The 18,623-nt window shown below is 64.9% G+C and carries 13 protein-coding genes; 7 read left to right on the forward strand and 6 right to left on the reverse strand.

Features of this window, described 5'->3' with window-relative positions; genetic code table 11:
* The first annotated feature begins 4 nt into the window (after positions 1 to 4).
* Entirely contained in the window at positions 5 to 2,998 is a 2,994-nt protein-coding gene (locus AC0Z6F_RS04895) for a Tn3 family transposase (protein WP_099539826.1), read from the forward strand.
* 224 nt (positions 2,999 to 3,222) lie between these two features.
* On the forward strand, positions 3,223 to 4,773 hold the full coding sequence (locus AC0Z6F_RS04900) for a BCCT family transporter (protein ID WP_065723202.1): 1,551 nt from the start codon (positions 3,223 to 3,225) through the stop codon (positions 4,771 to 4,773).
* A 110-nt stretch (positions 4,774 to 4,883) separates the two neighbouring features.
* On the opposite strand, the gene acnA is transcribed toward AC0Z6F_RS04900, so the two are convergent.
* Positions 4,884 to 7,637: an aconitate hydratase AcnA gene (acnA, locus tag AC0Z6F_RS04905; protein WP_485616571.1), complete on the reverse strand. Its 2,754-nt coding sequence runs from the start codon at positions 7,635 to 7,637 to the stop codon at positions 4,884 to 4,886.
* A 301-nt stretch (positions 7,638 to 7,938) separates the two neighbouring features.
* Here acnA and AC0Z6F_RS04910 point away from each other — a divergent pair, with 301 nt between their 5' ends.
* From AC0Z6F_RS04910 to AC0Z6F_RS04930, 5 genes are all read left to right on the forward strand, one after another.
* Positions 7,939 to 8,163, forward strand: coding sequence for an AbrB/MazE/SpoVT family DNA-binding domain-containing protein (locus tag AC0Z6F_RS04910; protein ID WP_006364928.1), 225 nt, complete (start codon positions 7,939 to 7,941; stop codon positions 8,161 to 8,163).
* 6 nt (positions 8,164 to 8,169) lie between these two features.
* On the forward strand, positions 8,170 to 8,568 hold the full coding sequence (locus tag AC0Z6F_RS04915) for a type II toxin-antitoxin system VapC family toxin (protein ID WP_008267153.1): 399 nt from the start codon (positions 8,170 to 8,172) through the stop codon (positions 8,566 to 8,568).
* A 39-nt stretch (positions 8,569 to 8,607) separates the two neighbouring features.
* Positions 8,608 to 11,199 (forward strand): bifunctional aconitate hydratase 2/2-methylisocitrate dehydratase, encoded by a 2,592-nt coding sequence (gene acnB / locus AC0Z6F_RS04920; RefSeq protein WP_485616569.1) that lies wholly within the window; start codon positions 8,608 to 8,610, stop codon positions 11,197 to 11,199.
* A gap of 193 nt (positions 11,200 to 11,392) precedes the next feature.
* Positions 11,393 to 11,731, forward strand: coding sequence for an energy transducer TonB (locus tag AC0Z6F_RS04925; RefSeq protein ID WP_232274017.1), 339 nt, complete (start codon positions 11,393 to 11,395; stop codon positions 11,729 to 11,731).
* Between the two features lie 125 nt (positions 11,732 to 11,856).
* The gene (locus AC0Z6F_RS04930; RefSeq protein ID WP_175392812.1) at positions 11,857 to 12,234 is read left to right on the forward strand and encodes a TonB family protein; all 378 of its coding nucleotides are present in this window, start codon (positions 11,857 to 11,859) and stop codon (positions 12,232 to 12,234) included.
* 53 nt (positions 12,235 to 12,287) lie between these two features.
* On the opposite strand, the gene AC0Z6F_RS04935 is transcribed toward AC0Z6F_RS04930, so the two are convergent.
* The 5 genes from AC0Z6F_RS04935 to AC0Z6F_RS04955 all read right to left on the reverse strand — a co-directional run bounded on the left by AC0Z6F_RS04935 (position 12,288) and on the right by AC0Z6F_RS04955 (position 18,248).
* A complete protein-coding gene (locus AC0Z6F_RS04935) occupies positions 12,288 to 13,091 on the reverse strand; it encodes an alpha/beta fold hydrolase (protein WP_012510950.1) in 804 nt (267 codons plus the stop codon).
* A 319-nt stretch (positions 13,092 to 13,410) separates the two neighbouring features.
* Entirely contained in the window at positions 13,411 to 14,484 is a 1,074-nt protein-coding gene (locus AC0Z6F_RS04940) for a protein-glutamate methylesterase/protein-glutamine glutaminase (protein WP_485616568.1), read from the reverse strand.
* A complete protein-coding gene (gene cheD / locus AC0Z6F_RS04945; protein WP_008264676.1) occupies positions 14,481 to 15,077 on the reverse strand; it encodes a chemoreceptor glutamine deamidase CheD in 597 nt (198 codons plus the stop codon). The genes AC0Z6F_RS04940 and cheD overlap by 4 nt, the downstream gene beginning before the upstream one ends.
* Complete coding sequence (locus tag AC0Z6F_RS04950; protein WP_485616567.1) at positions 15,074 to 15,943, reverse strand: CheR family methyltransferase; 870 nt, start codon at positions 15,941 to 15,943, stop codon at positions 15,074 to 15,076. The genes cheD and AC0Z6F_RS04950 overlap by 4 nt, the downstream gene beginning before the upstream one ends.
* A gap of 37 nt (positions 15,944 to 15,980) precedes the next feature.
* Complete coding sequence (locus AC0Z6F_RS04955) at positions 15,981 to 18,248, reverse strand: methyl-accepting chemotaxis protein (protein ID WP_485616566.1); 2,268 nt, start codon at positions 18,246 to 18,248, stop codon at positions 15,981 to 15,983.
* Between the last annotated feature and the right edge of the window lie 375 nt (positions 18,249 to 18,623).

Raw genomic sequence — 18,623 nt, forward strand, 5'->3', positions numbered from 1 at the left:
TCCAATGGCTACCCTTCACGAGACCGCCTACCCGCGACTGAAGCCTGATCCCACCGCCAAGGAACTGGAGGAGATCTATACCCCCACCGCCGCTGAGATTGCATTCGCCAAGCAGCTGACCACCCAGCCGGGACCGCAGCTGGCGGTACTGATTCATCTCAAGCTCTTCCAGCGCCTGGGTTACTTCACGGTGTTAGCCGAAGTGCCCGAGCGGATCCGGAAGCACATCGCCAAGGCCGCCCGACTCGGGCGCGTATTGGACACCGACCAGCTCGAACGTTACGACGCTTCCGGTAGCCAGCGCCGCCATATGCCGCAGCTTCGGCAGTTCATCGGGGTACATCCCCTGGACAAATCAGGCTTGGCCTGGCTGGACACGGTGGCCACCGGAGCAGCCCAGACCAAGCACACCATCCCGGACATCGTGAACGTCCTGCTCGAAGAGCTGGTGCACCACCGCTACGAACTGCCAGGCTTCCGCACCCTGGAGCTGGCCGCCATCGGCGCACGTGAGCGGGTCAATCTGGGCTACTACCGCAGCATCAGTCACGCGCTGACGCCTGCCACGCGCACGCTCATTGACGAATTGCTGCGCGCACCGGAAGGCTCCAGATTTACTGGCTGGCAATCGCTCAAGCGCGAGCCTGGCCGACCGACCAACAAGGAGGTCCGGTTCTATCTGCAGCACATCCGCATGCTGCAGCAGTTGGCCGAGCAGCTGCCTCCCATCGATGTGCCGGTGCCCAAGCTCAAGCAATTCCGTGCAATGGCTCGCGCCTATGACGCCAGCGAGTTAGCCGAACTGGCTCCGGACAAGCGCTATGCGTTGGCCACCATCTTCATTCGCGCCCAGCATGCCAAGACGCTGGATGACGCAGCCGAGCTGTTCATCAAGCAGGTGCGCGGGCTGGAGAACACGGCCCAGCAAAAGCTGCTGGCCTACCAGCTCGAACATGCCAAGCGGGCCGACTTCCTGATCGGCCAGCTCAAGGAAATCCTGCAGGCCTATCAGCTCGACGGCAGCGATAGTCAGCGCGTGGATGCCATCGATAACAGTCTGGAAGCGGAAGTGTCGACCTTGTTGGCCGAATGCGAAGAACATATGGCATACGCAGGAAAGAACTATCTGCCTTTCATGCTGCAACCCTACGGCGCGGTCAGGCCGCTGCTGTTCAATGGGCTGGAGCTGATGAACTTGCGGGCAACCAGCCACGATGCCGGCATGGAGCCGTTGATTGCAGCGGTGCTGTCGCTGCGCAACCAACGCCGTGAGCTGATCGAGGTCGCATCCCTCGGCCTGGACCCGGAAAAGGACTTCGATTGGATGTCCAAGCTCTGGCGTCAGCACGTGTTTGGCAAGCGGGCCAGCGCGGCAGGCGCCGGCTGGATGCACCGTAAGTACTTCGAGCTGGCCGTGCTGGTGCAGGTCAAGGACGAACTGAAGTCGGGAGATCTCTTCATCCCGAGCAGCGAACGATTTGACGACTACCGCGAGCAGCTGGTCGATGAAGCCACCTTGGCCCAGGAACTGGAAGCCTATGGCCAGGTGTCAGGCTTGCCCACCGACGCTGCGACTTTCGTGGCCGGGTTGCGCGCACAACTGACCGACTTGGCCGACGAAGTTGACGAGCGTTTCCCCGAGAATGTTCATGCGGACATTCTGGAAGGACGCCTGGTACTGCGGAAGGGGCAACGCGCCGAGGTCTCAAGCGCCATTGCCACCGTGGACCGCCTCATCGCCGAACGGCTCCCGGAGTCCAGCATCGTCGATGTCCTGATCGACGCCAGCCAATGGCTGGATCTGCACCGATTCTTCCGTCCGATCGCCGGCACCGAGAGCCAGGTTGAAGATCTCCCTCGACGGGTGATCACCACGCTGTTTTGCTATGGCTGCAACTTGGGTCCGACGCAGACGGCGCGGTCGATCAAGGGCTTCAGCCGTCGCCAGGTCGCTTGGCTCAACCTCAAATACGTGACCGAAGATGTCCTTGAGAAGGCCATCGTGGAGGTCATCAATACCTACAACAAATTTGACCTGCCGGGCTATTGGGGCAGCGGCAAGAGCGCGTCAGCAGATGGCACCAAGTGGAGCGTGTACGAGGACAACCTGCTGTCGGAGTACCACATCCGCTACGGCGGCTACGGCGGCATCGGCTACTACCATGTGTCCGACAAATACGTGGCGCTGTTCAGCCACTTCATTCCCTGTGGCGTGCACGAGGGCATCTACATCCTCGATGGCCTGCTGGCCAACACGTCCGACATCCAGCCCGAGATCGTCCATGGCGACACGCAGGCCCAAAGCTATCCGGTCTTCGGTTTGGCCCACATGCTGGGCATCCAGCTGATGCCCAGGATACGAAACATCAAGGATCTCACATTCTTCCGGCCTGAACCTGGCAGGACCTATAAGAACATCCAGGCACTGTTCGGAGACAGCATCGACTGGCAACTGATCGCCACCCATCTCCACGACATGCTGCGGGTAGTGATCTCGATCCGATTGGGGAAGATCACCGCGTCCTCGATCCTGCGCCGGCTGGGCACCTACAGCCGGAAGAACAAGCTGTACTTCGCCTTCCGGGAACTTGGCAAGGCCGTCCGAACGCTGTTCTTGCTGCGCTACATCGATGACAACGAGATTCGGAAAACGATCCATGCTGCGACCAACAAGAGCGAGGAGTACAACGGCTTCGTAAAATGGGTGTTCTTTGGCAGCCAGGGGATCATTGCTGAGAACGTCCAACACGAGCAGCGCAAGATCATCAAGTACAGCCAGCTGGTCGCTAACATGATCATCCTCCACAACGTAGAAGGCATGAGCCGGACCTTGGCTGAGATGCGGAAGGAGGGAGTTGAACTGACGCCCGAGATCCTGGCCGGACTGTCGCCGTTTCGGACCAGCCACATCAACCGCTTCGGCGACTACCATCTCGACCTTGATAGGGAAGTGGCGCCGCTGAGCTATACAGCGAAAGTCCTTGAACAGGCCCCATAGACGGGGAGATGCGCTATCGGGACAAGGCAATTATCATTGCGTTTCAATCGCTTAGGTGGTTTTTGGCCCTGTACGTAACGATTCCCTGCCGACCCTCATTATGCTTTTTATTGATTGAACGTTCAATCAATAAACCCTAGGATGCGCTCGCGCCCCACGCCATGGGCCCGGTTTACCGGTCCGGCCCCGCCCATGTGCTCCCTCGGACTTGATGAGACGACCCCATGTCTTCCCTGGCTCATCCCAAGCGTTCGCCCCTGCGCTTGAACCGTTTTGTCTTCTTCAGTTCCTCGGTGTCGATCGGCATCCTCGGGCTGCTCACCGTTCTCTATCCCGAAGGCAGCGAGCACTGGCTGCAATGGGCGCAGGCCGAGGTGTCGGCGGCGTTCGGCTGGTGGTACATGCTGCTGATCGTGCTGTGCCTGGGCTTCGTGCTGTGGCTGGCGTTCTCGCCATACGGCCGTATCCGCCTGGGCCACAACGAGGAATCACCGGCCTTCGGCTACGTCGCTTGGGTATCAATGCTGTTCTCGGCTGGCATCGGCATCGCGCTGCTGTACTACGGCGCCTACGAGCCGCTGGACCACTTCCTCAATCCGCCCGGGCAGCCCGGCGGAACGGTGGCAGCGGGCCGCGAGGCAATGGTGCTGACCTTCCTGCATTGGGGCCTGCACGGCTGGGCGCTGTACGCCCTGGTCGGCGTGGCCCTGGGCTACTTCGCCTACCGCCGGAACCTGCCGCTGGCGCTGCGCTCGGCGCTGTACCCGATCTTCGGTGAGCGCATCCATGGCCGCATCGGCGACATGGTCGATGGCTTCGGCATCCTTGCCACGCTGATCTCGATGGTGACCAACCTCGGCATCGGCGCGCTGGTGGTGCAGTCCGGCCTGGTCTACCTGTTCCACATCCCGGATACGCCGCAGGTGCTGGTGGCGATCGTGCTGGTGATGATGGTGGTGGCCACCATCGGCGTGGTGGCCGGCGTGGAGAAGGGCATTGCCTGGCTCTCCAACCTCAACGTGCGCCTGCTGTGTGGCCTGCTGCTGTTCGTGCTGGTCACTGGCCCGACCCTGCACCTGTTCGACGGCCTGATCCAGAACACCGGCGATTACCTCGGCGCATTCGTGCGCAAGAGCTTCGACATGTACCTCAACGACCCCAAGGGCCGCGAGTGGATGGGCTCGTGGACGCTGTTCTACTGGGCCTGGTGGATCGCCTGGGCGCCGTTCGTCGGTCTGTTCGTGGCGCGTATCTCGCGTGGCCGCACCATCCGCGAAGTGATCATGGGCGTGCTGCTGATTCCGCTCGGCTTCACCCTGGCGTGGCTGTCGATCTTCGGCAACACCGCCATCGACCTGGTGCTCAATCACGGCCAGGCGATCCTGGGTGACGTGGCCCAGCACGATGCGGCAATGACCCTGTTCAAGCTGCTGGAATACCTGCCCGGCGCGCCGTACGTGGCCGGTGCCGCGGTGGTGATCGGCTTCGTGCTGTTCCTGACCCCGGTCGATTCGGGCACGCTGATGATCGCCAACCTGTGCACCCGTCGCGTTGACGATGGCGTGGAAGACGGCCATGACGCGCCGATCTGGCTGCGCGTGTTCTGGGCGGCCGGCATCACCGTGGCCAGCGTCGGCCTGCTGCTGGCCGGCAACTTCAGTGCGATGCAGACGGCGGTGGTGCTGTGCGGCCTGCCGTTCTCGTTCACTCTGGCGTTCTACATGTGGGGCCTGCTGAAGGCGCTGCGCACCGACCCGGACGCACCGCGGCGGTAGATAGCGCCGGGCCCTGCCCGGCAAACGCGAAAGCAAAGGGCCGGATCTGTGAGGATCCGGCCCTTTGCGTTTGCTTCCGGGATCCGCCGGGCATGGCCCGGCGCTACCGGTTACTTGGCTGCCAGCTGGCGCAGCACGTACTGCAGCAGGCCACCATGACGGAAGTACTCGACTTCCTTCGGGGTCAGCAGCATCACCGAGACTTCGAAGGTCTTCCTGGTGCCGTCGGCCTTGGTCGCGGTGACGGTGGCGCGCTTGCTGGCACCATCTACCAGGCCGGTGATGTCGATCACTTCCGAACCGTCCAGGCCCAGGCTCTGTGCGTTTTCACCGTTGCGGAACTGCAGCGGCAGCACGCCCATGCCGACCAGGTTGGAGCGGTGGATGCGCTCGAAGCTTTCGGCGATGACCGCCTTCACCCCCAGCAGCAGGGTGCCCTTGGCCGCCCAGTCACGCGACGAGCCGGTGCCGTACTCCTTGCCGGCCAGCACCACCAGCGGCACCTTGTCGGCCTTGTACTTCATGGCTGCATCGTAGATCGCCAGCTTTTCCGGCTGGCCGCCGCCGGCCGGGTAGTACAGGGTGTTGCCGCCTTCCTCGCCACCGAACATCAGGTTCTTGATGCGGATGTTGGCGAACGTGCCGCGGACCATCACGTCATCGTTGCCGCGGCGGCTGCCGTAGCTGTTGAAGTCGGCCGGCTGCACGCCGCGTTCCTGCAGGAAACGGCCGGCAGGTGAATCCTTCTTGATGTTGCCGGCCGGGGAGATGTGGTCGGTGGTGATCGAATCGCCGAACAGGCCCATCACGCGCGCGCCGTGCACGTCGTCGATGCTGCCGGTCTGCATGGTCATGCCATCGAAGTACGGCGGATTCTTGATGTAGGTGGAGGCATCGCTCCACTCGTACAGGTTGCCGTCCGGAGAAGCGATGGTGTTCCAGCGGGTGTCACCCTTGAACACATCGGCGTAGTTCTGCTTGAACATCTCCGGGCCGATGGTGGCAGCGATGACGTCGCCGATTTCCTTGTTGCTCGGCCAGATGTCACGCAGGAACACCGGCTGGCCATCGCTGCCGGTACCGAGCGGCTGGGTGGTCAGGTCGATGTCGGTGGTGCCGGCGATGGCGTAGGCGACCACCAGCGGTGGGCTGGCCAGGTAGTTCATCTTCACTTCGGGGTGCACGCGGCCCTCGAAGTTGCGGTTGCCCGACAGTACCGAGGTGACCACCAGGTCGCCGGTGGCGATGCCGGCGCTGACTTCGGTCGGCAGCGGGCCGGAGTTGCCGATGCAGGTGGTGCAGCCGTAGCCGACCACGTAGAAGCCGATTTTCTCCAGCTCCTTCAGTACGCCGGCCTTTTCCAGGTAGTCGGTGACCACGCGCGAGCCTGGGCCGAGCGAGGTCTTGACCCATGGCTGGCGGTTCAGGCCCTTGGCGGCCGCGTTGCGGGCCAGCAGGCCAGCACCGATCATCACCGCCGGGTTGGAGGTGTTGGTGCACGAGGTGATGGCAGCGATGACCACTGCACCATCCTTCAGGCGGACCTTGCGGCCTTCGGTTTCGATGTCGGCGTACCCCTTGGCCAGCTGTTCGTTGCCGACCGCGGCGCCACCACCTTCGTTGACGAACGAGGAGACATCGTCGCTGCGCTTGTCGCGGTTGGCGGTCATGCCGACCAGCGCTTCGCGGTAGTTCTTCTGCACGTCTTCCAGCAGCACGCGGTCCTGCGGGCGCTTGGGGCCTGCCAGCGACGGCTTCACCGTGCCCATGTCCAGTTCCAGCGTGGTGCTGTACTGCGCATGCGGGCTGCTGGCGTCGTGCCACAGGCCCTGTGCCTTGGCGTAGGCTTCGACCAGGTCGATCTGCTCTTCGCTGCGGCCGGACAGGCGCAGGTAGTTCAGCGATTCGTGATCGATCGGGAAGATGCCGCAGGTGGCGCCGTATTCGGGGGCCATGTTGCCGATGGTGGCACGGTCGGCCAGCGGCAGGTGCTGCAGGCCCTCGCCGAAGAACTCGACGAACTTGCCGACCACGCCCAGCTTGCGCAGCATCTGGGTAACGGTCAGCACCAGGTCGGTGGCGGTGGCACCCTCGGGCAGCTTGCCGGTCAGCTTGAAGCCCACCACCTGCGGGATCAGCATCGACGACGGCTGGCCGAGCATGGCGGCTTCGGCCTCGATGCCGCCCACGCCCCAGCCCAGTACGCCGATGCCGTTGATCATGGTGGTATGGCTGTCGGTACCGAACACGGTATCCGGGTAGGCGACGGCCTTGCCATCCTTGTCCGCGGTCATCACCACGCGGGCCAGGTTTTCAAGGTTCACCTGATGGACGATGCCGGTGTTCGGCGGTACGACCTTGAAGTTGTCGAAGGCCTTCTGGCCCCAGCGCAGGAAGCCGTAACGCTCCTGGTTGCGCTGGAATTCGATCCTGCCGTTGATGTCGAGCGCATCGGGCTTGCCGAATACATCCACCTGCACCGAGTGGTCGATGACCAGTTCGGAGGGAATCTGCGGGTTGATCTGCTCAGGCGAGCCGCCGAGCTTGACCACCGCGTCGCGCATCGCGGCCAGGTCGACCACGCAGGGCACGCCGGTGAAGTCCTGCAGGACCACGCGCGCCGGCATGAAGGCGATCTCGGTGTCCGGCTCGGCCGCCGGGTTCCAGCGGGCCACCGCTTCGATGTGGTCCTTGCCGACGGTGATGCCGCCATCCTCGTGCCGGAGCAGATTCTCCAGCAGGATCTTCATCGAGTAGGGCAGGTGGGAGATATCGAAGCGCTGGCCCAGCGTGGGCAGGCTGAAGTAGTCGTAGGTCTTGCCGCCGACGTTCAGCTGGCTGCGGGTGGAGAACGAATCGCTCATGCGGGGTAACTCCTTCTTGCGGATGGCTTGCTCTGGCCCGTGCGTGGACGGGCCTGCTTGCGGTCGCCGCGGGCCTGGTGGCCCCGGTCCTCCCAGTATGAACCCCAAACTGAATGGATTCACCCGGGCCGGGTCCAGCCTGCGGCATCGGTTCCAGACTACAGGGGAAGGTGTATGGCGTATGTCACGTTTGTGGCCGATCCTTTGCGAGGCAAGGGCTGGCGGGGTGCCGGTCCAGTTCAGGGTGGAAGTATGCCCGGGGAAGTATGTATAATTTGTGCATACTCTGGAGGGCCTACCGATGGAAGCCACTGTTGCAGAACGCGGACAGATCACCCTGCCCAAGGCGGTACGTGATGCCCTCGGCCTGACCAAGGGCACGCTGCTGAAGGTCGAACTGGATGGCAGCCGCATCATCCTGCGCAAGAGTGTTGACGATGCCATTTCACGGGCGCGCGGCAAGTTCGCGCTGGACGGCTTCGAATCGTCCGATGCCGCCGTACGTTCGGTGCGCGACGAGGAATAAGCCGTGATGATCGCCGTTGATTCACCGGTGCTGGTCGAGCTGCTAAGTAATGGTCCGCAGGCCGATGCCGTGGAAGCCATCCTCAGGCAGAGCCTGGTTGGTGGCCGTGTGGTGGTCTGCGGCGCGACCCTGGCCGAGGTCTGCGCATCGCTGCGCGGCGGCGCCGAGGTGCTCGAAGCGCTGGAAGAAATGGGCGTGCACTTCAACCCGATGGAAGCCAAGTCGGCGCTGCGCGCCGGCGAGATGCACCGCCGTCACCGCCAGCGCAGCGGCAGCCGCCGGAGCCTGGATGAATTCATGGTCGGCGCCCACGCACTGCTGCAGTGCGATGGCCTGATCACCTGGAACGATACGTTTTACCGCGACTACTTCAAGGGCCTGAAGCTGATCGTGCCGCAAGCCTGAGCCCACTTTTTTCAACCTACGCATTACCCGGGAGTTGTCATGTTGGAAGCCTACCGCCACCACGTCGCCGAGCGCGCTGCGCTTGGCATCCCGCCGCTGCCGCTGAGCGCGCAGCAGACGGCCGATGTCATCGAACTGCTGAAGAACCCGCCGCAGGGCGAGGCCGAGTTCCTGCTCGACCTGCTGACCCACCGCGTGCCGGCCGGCGTCGATGACGCGGCCAAGGTCAAGGCCTCGTACCTGGCGGCAATCGCCCTGGGCAGCGAGCAGAACCCGCTGATCAGCCGTGAGCGCGCCACCGAACTGCTGGGCACCATGCTCGGCGGTTACAACGTTGCCCCGCTGGTACAGCTGCTGGACGACGCCAGCGTCGGCACCATCGCCGCCAACGGTCTGAAGAAGACCCTGCTGGTGTTCGATGCCTTCCATGACGTGCAGGAAAAGGCCAAGGCCGGCAATGCCAACGCCCAGGCCGTGCTGCAGAGCTGGGCCGATGCCGAGTGGTTCACCGGCAACCCGGAAGTGCCGCAGAGCCTGACCGTCACCGTGTTCAAGGTGCCGGGCGAAACCAACACCGACGACCTGTCGCCGGCACCGGACGCGACCACCCGCCCGGACATCCCGATGCACGCCCTGGCGATGCTGAAGAACAAGCGCGACGATGCGCCGTTCACCCCGGAAGAGGACGGCAAGCGCGGCCCGATCCAGCAGATCCTCGACCTGAAGGACAAGGGCCACCTGGTCGCCTACGTTGGGGACGTGGTCGGCACCGGTTCCTCGCGCAAGTCGGCCACCAACAGCGTGCTGTGGTGGACCGGCGATGACATTCCGTTCATTCCGAACAAGCGCGCCGGTGGCGTCTGCCTGGGTTCGAAGATCGCCCCGATCTTCTACAACACCATGGAAGATGCCGGTGCACTGCCGATCGAGCTGGACGTGTCGAAGATGGAGCACGGCGATGTCGTCGAGCTGCGTCCGTACGAAGGCAAGGCGCTGAAGAACGGTGAAGTGATCGCCGAGTTCCAGGTCAAGTCCGAAGTGCTGTTCGACGAAGTGCGCGCCGGTGGCCGCATTCCGCTGATCATCGGCCGTGGCCTGACCGGCAAGGCGCGTGAAGCGCTGGGCCTGGCCCCGACCGATCTGTTCCGCCTGCCGGTGCAGCCGGTCGATACCGGCAAGGGCTTCTCGCTGGCGCAGAAGATGGTCGGCCGCGCCTGTGGCCTGCCGGAAGGCCAGGGCATGCGCCCGGGCACCTACTGCGAACCGAAGATGACCTCGGTCGGCTCGCAGGACACCACCGGCCCGATGACCCGTGACGAGCTGAAGGACCTGGCCTGCCTGGGCTTCTCGGCCGACCTGGTGATGCAGTCGTTCTGCCATACCGCCGCTTACCCGAAGCCGGTGGACGTGAAGACCCACCACACCCTGCCAGAGTTCATCTCCACCCGTGGCGGCGTCTCGCTGCGTCCGGGCGACGGCGTGATCCACAGCTGGCTCAACCGCATGCTGCTGCCGGACACCGTTGGTACCGGTGGTGACTCGCACACCCGTTTCCCGGTGGGCATTTCGTTCCCGGCCGGTTCGGGCCTGGTCGCCTTCGCCGCTGCCACCGGCGTGATGCCGCTGGACATGCCGGAATCGGTGCTGGTGCGCTTCAAGGGCAAGATGCAGCCGGGCGTGACCCTGCGTGACCTGGTCAACGCGATCCCGCTGTACGCGATCAAGTCGGGCCTGCTGACCGTGGCCAAGGCTGGCAAGAAGAACATCTTCTCCGGCCGCATCCTGGAAATCGAAGGCCTGCCGGAACTGAAGGTCGAGCAGGCGTTCGAACTGTCCGACGCCTCGGCCGAGCGTTCGGCGGCCGGTTGCTCGGTGCGCCTGAACAAGGAACCGATCATCGAGTACCTGACCAGCAACATCACCCTGCTGAAGTGGATGATTGCCGAGGGTTACCAGGATCCGCGTTCGTTGCAGCGCCGTATCGAGAAGATGGAAGCGTGGCTGGCCAACCCGGAGCTGCTGGAGCCGGATGCCGACGCCGAGTACACCGCGGTCATCGAGATCGACCTGGCCGACATCCACGAGCCGATCGTGGCCTGCCCGAACGACCCGGACGACGTGAAGACCCTGTCCGAAGTGGCCGGCGCCAAGATCGACGAAGTGTTCATCGGTTCGTGCATGACCAACATCGGTCATTTCCGTGCAGCTGCGAAGCTGCTGGAAGGCAAGCGTGACTTGCCGACCCGCCTGTGGGTGGCCCCGCCGACCAAGATGGATGCTTCGGAGCTGACCAAGGAAGGCGTGTACGGCACCTTCGGCGCCACCGGTGCACGCATGGAAATGCCGGGCTGCTCGCTGTGCATGGGCAACCAGGCGCAGATCCGTGAAGGCTCCACCGCGATGTCGACCTCGACCCGCAACTTCCCCAACCGTCTGGGCCGCAACACCAACGTGTACCTGGGTTCGGCCGAACTGGCCGCGATCTGCTCGCGTCTGGGCCGCATTCCGACCAAGGAAGAGTACATGGCCGATGTGGGCGTGATCGCCGCCAGCGGCGCGGAGATCTACCGCTACATGAACTTCGACCAGATCGAGGAATACCAGGACGTGGCCAAGACCGTCGCTGCCTGAGGGTAGTGCCGGTCGCTGGCCGGCACCCCGTTGAAACGAAGAACCCCCGGTGAAAGCCGGGGGTTTTTTGTTTGCGCCGCGCTAGACTTGCTGCTGGACTTGTTGGAGTACACGGATGTTGCAGAATCGATCGAAGGGGAGTCGCACGCGCTGCTGGCGCTGGTTCGGGCGTGCGGTCGTGTTGGCCACATTGATGCTGGCGCACGGCGCGATGGCGCAGAAGGCGGTTGTCGAAAGGGCTCGCCCCGCGCACGTACCGGCTTCGATCGTGATTGAGAGCAAGCACAACAATCCGCCGCGTTATCCATCGCAGGCCTTCCGCGATGAGAAGCAAGGTGAAACGATTTTGATGGTGCAGGTCACTGCCGAGGGGCAATGGGCCGGCGCCACCGTGCTGCAGAGCAGCGGCTGGCCGGAGCTGGACGAGGCCGCGCAGGCGGCGACACGCAAGTGGCGGTACCTGCCGGCCAGCGAAGATGGTGTACCGGTACCCGGAGAGATCCGCGTGCCGGTGTCGTTCAAGCTGTGGTGATGCTGCGGGCAGGCGTGGGCCTGGGCCGCTTGGTGATGCTGCTGGCAGCTTCGGTGCCGGTTTGGGCCGGTGAACCCGCGCCGCCGGCAACCCAGGCGAGCGACGAGGGCGAGGCGAATACCAGGATGAGCGCCGCCGAACGCCGCGTATATCTGCTGCAGGAGCAGGCCTACGCCATTGCCCTTGCAACGGCGGGACAGTCTCCCGACGCCCGGCTGGCGGAGACCTATGCGTCGGTCGATGCGGCGTCGCAGCGCCTGTATCCGGTTCAGCTGGATGATCGGCGCAGGCCGGAGCGCGGCGATGGCAGGGCCATCATCTTCGTACGCGTGGACGAACACGGAAACCATGACGGCGCGGAGCTGGCGCGTGGCAGTGGCTCGGCGGCGCTGGACGAGGCTGCGGTGCAGGCAACCACGCGATGGCGTTACACCGCGGCCAGCCGCGATGGCGTGCCGGTCCCTGGCATCGTGCGGATAGTGGTGTCGCTGGACGAGCTGTAGTGCCGGGTGGCATCCGCCAGGGATGCCACCCGACATTCACATTCAACAAGTTGCTAGCAGGCGGTGTGCAGCGATTGCTGCAACCATGCATCCAGCTGCACGCTGGTGAAGGCGGGATTCTCCAGTGTCGAGATATGCCCCGCGCCCGGTATCGACTGCAGGCGGCAACCGATCACCCTGGCCATCTGCTGCGCTTCGCTCAGGGGGCGTGGCAGATCCTGTTCGCCGCTCAGGATCAGCGTTGTTTCCGGGTCCAGATCCTTCAACGCCGACAAACGATCCGGGCGGCCGAAAATCAGGCGGCCCAGCGGCACCACCGCATTCAGCAGGCGCTTGCGGGGCCAGGACAGCAGTCGTTGCCGGAACATCACCCGGATCGGATCGTCGGTGGCGATGCCCGGGCGGAAGAACAGCGGCACGATCTGTTCCGCCATGGCTTCGGGGATGCAGCCCAGCTGTTCGATCATGTCGAGCATGCCGAAGTAGCGTTGCCGCGACGCTTCCGGTTCCGCACCGAGATAGGTGTCCATCAGGATCAGCGAACCGACCTGATCGGGACGTTGCAGCGCCAGTTCCGCCGCCCACATGCCGCCCACCGAGAGCCCGGCCACCGCGTACTGCCCGATGCCCAGCGCATCCAGCAGGCGGCCTACTTCATGCGCGAGGCACGCCGGGGTAGTGAAGGCGGCTGACAGTGGCAGATCGTTGTCGTGTCCGGGCAGCTCTGGAACGATCAGGCGGTAGCGCCGCGACAGCAGCTGGATCTGCGGCGCCCACATATCGCGGCCCCAGAGATAGCTGCCGCCGAGGACAAGCGGAAAGCCAGTGCCGATATCGTGATGGGTGAGAAGAGGCAATGAGAGGCTCCGTGGAAGGGAGCCTTACGCTGCAGGGGCAGGGGTAGCACGTCCAATGTGGCGGATCGACCAGGATCCGCCCGCGGGCGCAAACGAGGTGATTGCGTCACACATGTGCGTAAGCAGCACTAGTGAAATGCCAGTGTCCGACGGTATCGCCAGATCGAACGGGTTGAATGCGACGTCTGGCTGGTGTGTTTGGCCGGATGCGGAGCCGAGCGTGGGCTATGCCGGGCGTCCTTGCCCGGCCCCCTGCGGGCCGTCGCAAGCGACGTTGGCAACGGCTCCTGCCGTTGCCTTCGGCTCTACAGCCATTCCATCAGCCGCGGGCAAGCGAGAGCAATCGCTCGGCAATCCGCTCCAAGGGCACCTGCTCTTCGGCAGCGCCGAGCTTGAAGGCCGCACCGGGCATGCCCCACACCACGCTGGTGGCCTCGTCCTGCACCAGGGTGGGGGCGCCGGCTTGGCGCATTTCCAGCAGGCCGCGTGCGCCATCATCGCCCATGCCGGTGAGGATAGCGCCGATGGCGTTGCCGCCGGCGTTCTGCGCGACCGAGCGGAACAGCACATCCACCGCAGGCTTGTGCCGGTTCACTGCCGGGCCGTCGTCGACCCGGCAACGCCAGCGCGCACCATCGCGGATGATGCGCAGGTGCTTGCCACCCGGCGGCAGGTAGGCGTGGCCCGGCAGCACGGCCTCGCCGTCGCTGGCCTCGCGCACGGCCATCGCCGAGTGCCGGTCCAGGCGTTCGGCGAAGGCGCTGCTGAAGCTGGCCGGCAGGTGCTGGGTCATCACCACGGCCGGGCCGTCGGCGGGCATGCCTTCCAGCACCACACGCAGCGCTTCGGTGCCACCGGCCGATGAGCCGATCGCGATCAGCCGGTCGGTGGTGCGGAACTGCGGTGCGGCGGGACGCATCGCAGGGGCTGCTTCCAGCAGGAGCTTCGGTGCGGCAGCGCGCACCAGCGGGCGAACGCGCGAACGCGCCGCCATCTTCACTTTGGCGATGATCTCGTCGGCGTAGCCCTGCAGGCCGCGCGCCACGTCCAGTTTCGGCTTGGAGACGAAGTCCACCGCGCCCAGCGCCAGCGCCTGCAGGGTGGTGTCGGCGCCACGTTCGGTCAACGAGGAGATCATCACCACCGGCAGCGGGTGCAGGCGCATCAGGTTTTCCAGGAACGCCAGGCCGTCCATGCGCGGCATTTCCACGTCCAGGGTGATCACGTCGGGGGCCAGGCGCTTGATCTTCTCGCGTGCCAGCAGCGGGTCGGCGGCGGTGCCGACCACGTCGATGGACGGATCGCTGGAAAGGATCTCGGTGAGCATCTGGCGCACCACGGCGGAGTCGTCGACGATCAGGACCCGGCAGGAGGCGTTGCCGGTCAGGGTCATTCGAACAGCTCCACGCCGCCGGTGACCGGGGCCTTGGACAGGCGTGCACGCACCGCCGATTCGGTCGCGGCCACTTCGGCCTCATGGGCATGCGGCAGGCGCTGCACGACCACGCGGCCGGTATCGGCGAAGAACCAGATCTTGCGCGGATGGATGCCGCACAGGTCCTCGGCGATGATCGGAATGTGCTCGGCCTGCAGGTACTGGCGCACGAACTCGGCGTTGCGGGTGCCGACCGGATTGCTGGTGAACCCCTTGAGCACGTTGGCGCCGCCGAACACCTTGGCCTCGATGCGCTTGCGGTGCGCGCCGCGCTTGAGCATGTCGTTGATCAGCAGTTCCATCGCGTAGCTGCCGTAGCGCGCGGGTGCGCCATCGCCGGCGTTGCCTTCGGGCAGCAGGAAGTGGTTCATGCCGCCGATCTTCAGCACCGGGTCGCGCAGGCAGGCGGCCACGCAGGAACCCAGCGTGGTGGTCAGCGCGGTGGTGTCATCGACCACCAGGTACTGGGTCGGCAGTAGTTTGGCCGCAATGGTCTTGAAGCGCGCGTCCTGGTAACGCATCACATCATCGGTACGCAGCGATGCGTTCATGCGCCTGCCTTTGCCGCGCGGCGGTACAGGGTGCGTCCGCAGGGCTGGATCAGGTCGGCGGCGTGCAGGTAGTTCTCCGAGTGGCCGGTGTAGAGCAGGCCATCGTCGGACAGGTGCTGCACCAGCCGGCCCAGGATCGCGCGCTGGGTCGGCTTGTCGAAGTAGATCATCACGTTGCGGCAGAACAGCGCATCGAACGGGCCACCGACGTCGTAGCGCGGCGCGAGCAGGTTCAGCGGACGGAACTCGATCAGCTCGCGCAGTGCGGGCAGCACGCGGCATTGGCCCTCGTTGGGGCCGCTGCCGCGCTGGAAGTAGCGGCGGCGCAGGTCCGGGTCGAGGCTCGCAACGCGGTCGATGTTGTAGACACCACGGCCGGCGGTGGCCAGCACCTGGGTGTCGACATCGGTGGCGACGATGCGCACCGGCGGCTTCAGCGTGCCGAAGGCCTCGCAGGCGGTGATCGCCATCGAATAGGGTTCTTCGCCGGTGGAGGCGGCGCACGACCACAGCAGCAGCGGCGCACGACTGGCGCGCTGCTGCAGTTCTTCGCGCAGCTTGTCGAAGTGGTGCGGTTCGCGGAAGAACGAGGTCAGGTTGGTGGTCAGTGCGTTGGTGAACGCCTGCCACTCGTCACCGTCTTCCTGCTCCAGATGGTCCAGATACTGCTGGAAGCTGCGCATGCCCAGCGTGCGCAGGCGGCGCGACAGGCGGCCATAGACCATGTCGCGCTTTGCCGGGGCAAGGGCAATGCCCACGCGCTGGTAGATCAGGTCGCAGACGCGGCGGAAATCACGGTCGGCGAACTCGAATTCGCGCGGGCCGGTGACGATGGGAGTAGGACTTTGCACGGGGGACGTGTCCATCGGCAGAGGCGGCGGCCGAAGCCGCCGCGGGTGGGTCTCAGAATTCCTGCCAGTCGCTGTCGCTGGCGACGAAGGTGCTGGCGTTGCTGCTGCGACGCAGGGGTGCCGGCGTGGCCTGCGGACGCGGCGCAACCGCTGCGGTGGTGGCTGGCTCGACACGCGCGGCCACTGCCTTCATCGCGGCGGAGACCTGGTTGTCCAGGCGGAAGATCGCCACGGCGTCGGCCAGCTGGCCAGCTTGTTCTTCCATCGCACGTGCGGCAGCGGTGGCTTCTTCCACCAGCGCGGCGTTCTGCTGGGTGGTCTCGTCCATCTGCACCACGGTCTGGTTGACCTGCTCGATGCCGGCCGACTGCTCCTGCGAGGCCGCGGAGATCTCGGCCATGATGTCGGTCACGCGCTGCACCGAGGCGACGATCTCGCCCATGGTGCTGCCGGCCTGGTGCACCAGGCTGGAGCCTTCGGCGACCTTGCCGACGGAGTCGTCGATCAGGCCTTTGATTTCCTTGGCGGCGGCGGCCGAGCGCTGGGCGAGGGTACGCACTTCGCTGGCGACCACGGCAAAGCCACGGCCCTGTTCGCCGGCACGTGCGGCTTCCACTGCGGCGTTCAGCGCCAGGATATTGGTCTGGAAGGCGATGCCATCGATGACGCTGATGATCTCGGCGATCTTCTTCGACGAGGCTTCGATGGCCGACATGGTGTTGACCACCTGGCCGACCACGCTGCCACCCTGCGAGGCCACACCCTGCGCGCCGATGGCGAGCTGGTTGGCCTGGCGGGCATGCTCGGCGTTCTGGCGCACGGTGGAGGTCAGCTCCTCCATCGAGGCCGCGGTTTCTTCCAGATTGGCGGCCTGCTGCTCGGTACGGCGCGACAGGTCGCTGTTGCCCGACGCGATCTCACCAGCGGCGAGGGTGATGCTGGACGTGCTGGCCTGGATCTGGCCGACGATCTGGGTCAGCTGGGTGACGGTGGTGTTGGCATCGTCACGCATGCGCGCGAACACGCCCTGGTAATCACCATGCATGCGTGCGGTCAGGTCGCCTTCGGCGATGGCCGACAGCAGCTGCGAGAGCTTGCCGAGGTTGTCATCGCTGACCGCCATCATCGCGTTGAGGTTTTCAAGCATCAGGCGGAAATCGTGGTCGAAGCGCTGCGCGTCGCCACGACGGCTGAAGTCGCCGGCGGCGGCGGAACTGGCCAACTGCTTGATCTCGGCGTTGATGCGGCCAAGGTTGGCCTTGACCGTATCGACGGTGGTGGTCATCACCGCCTTCTCGCCCGGGTAGCGTGCGATGTCACGGCTGAGGTCGCCGACCGCGTACTGCTGCACCACCTCCAGTACATCGTGCAGGGTCTGCACATGGCCGCCGACCAGGGCGTTGGTTTCCTGCACCATCAGCCCGTACTCGCCGGGGAAGGCGCTGGCATCGATGCGGTAGCTCAGCTCGCCACCGTCGTGGCGGCGGGCCATTTCGCGCTGGCCGCCGATCACCGCGTGCAGCTGCTGCTGCATGCCGGCCATCGCCTCCAGCAGGCGGCCGGTTTCATCATGCGGCTGCGGGCCGATATGGCTGTCGAGCTTGCCGGCGGCGATGCCTTCGGCGACGGCGGTGGCCTGTTTCAGCGGCACGGCGATGCGATTGCCGATGACCCAGCTCAGGGCCAGTACGATCAGCACAAGCACGCCGCCGGAGAGGGCCATGATGGCGGTGAACACCAGCGCCTGCTTCTGAACGTCATCCATGTAGACGCCGCTGCTGATCACCCAGTTCCAGGGTGCGAACAGGCTGGCGTAGGCCACCTTCTCGACGTCGCCCTTGCTGCCCGGCTTGGCCCAGCGGTAGTTGACGAAGCCGCCGCCTGCCTTGGCCGCCTCGACCTGGTCGTAGTAGATCCGTACGCCGTCGTCGGTGCGGAAGTCCTTCATGTCCTTGCCGACCAGGTCCTTGCGGAACGGGTGCATCAACAGGCGATAGCCGGTGTCGTAGACGTTGTAGTAATAGGTGTCGTTCTCGGCGCGCATCACTTCCAGCGCCTGCAGGGCAGCGGTCTTGGCAGCCTCCTCGCTGAGCTCGCCGGTGCCGGCCAGGCGATGGTAGTGCTGGAGGATGCCATCGCTCAGTTCGACCTGGGTCTTCAGCGCGGTCTTGCGGGTCTCGGTCAGGTCCAGGTACTGCATGCGGGCGGCGATCACCGACAGCGCGATCACGCCGAGCGCGATGAGCAGCGTCAGCAGGTTGAGCTTGCGCCGGACGGAGAGGTTGCTGAAGTAGTGTTGCCAGCGATGCAGAAGATTCATCGAGCAGGACCAGGTTGAAGCAGGCGGGCGGCGCCGAGCCGGTCGCGGCGTGATACGCCGTGACAACCCCGTTATCGGCCGCGGGGGCGGGGGATTGAGGCGCAGTGTCCGAACGTATTCAGGTTTCCTTGCAGCGGCGGCTGCGGCGCTGCCTGCGGCAGGCTGGTTTTGAAGCAACGGCAACGGCAACGGCAACGGCAACGGCAGTTGGTCGGCGGTCACGGATTGCGAAAAGGACCAGGCCAGGGTGGGTTGTCGGGGGACGCCGTAAACCCGTCCCTGAAGTGACCCCCGAGACTTGGACGGGGTCAGGCGGCCGATTGGGCCTGCTCCCGGTACTTTATCGGGCTGAGACCTTTCAGTTTCAGTTTGATG

The sequence above is a fragment of the Stenotrophomonas sp. 1L-E-5-B-C3 genome, assembly GCF_057292075.1.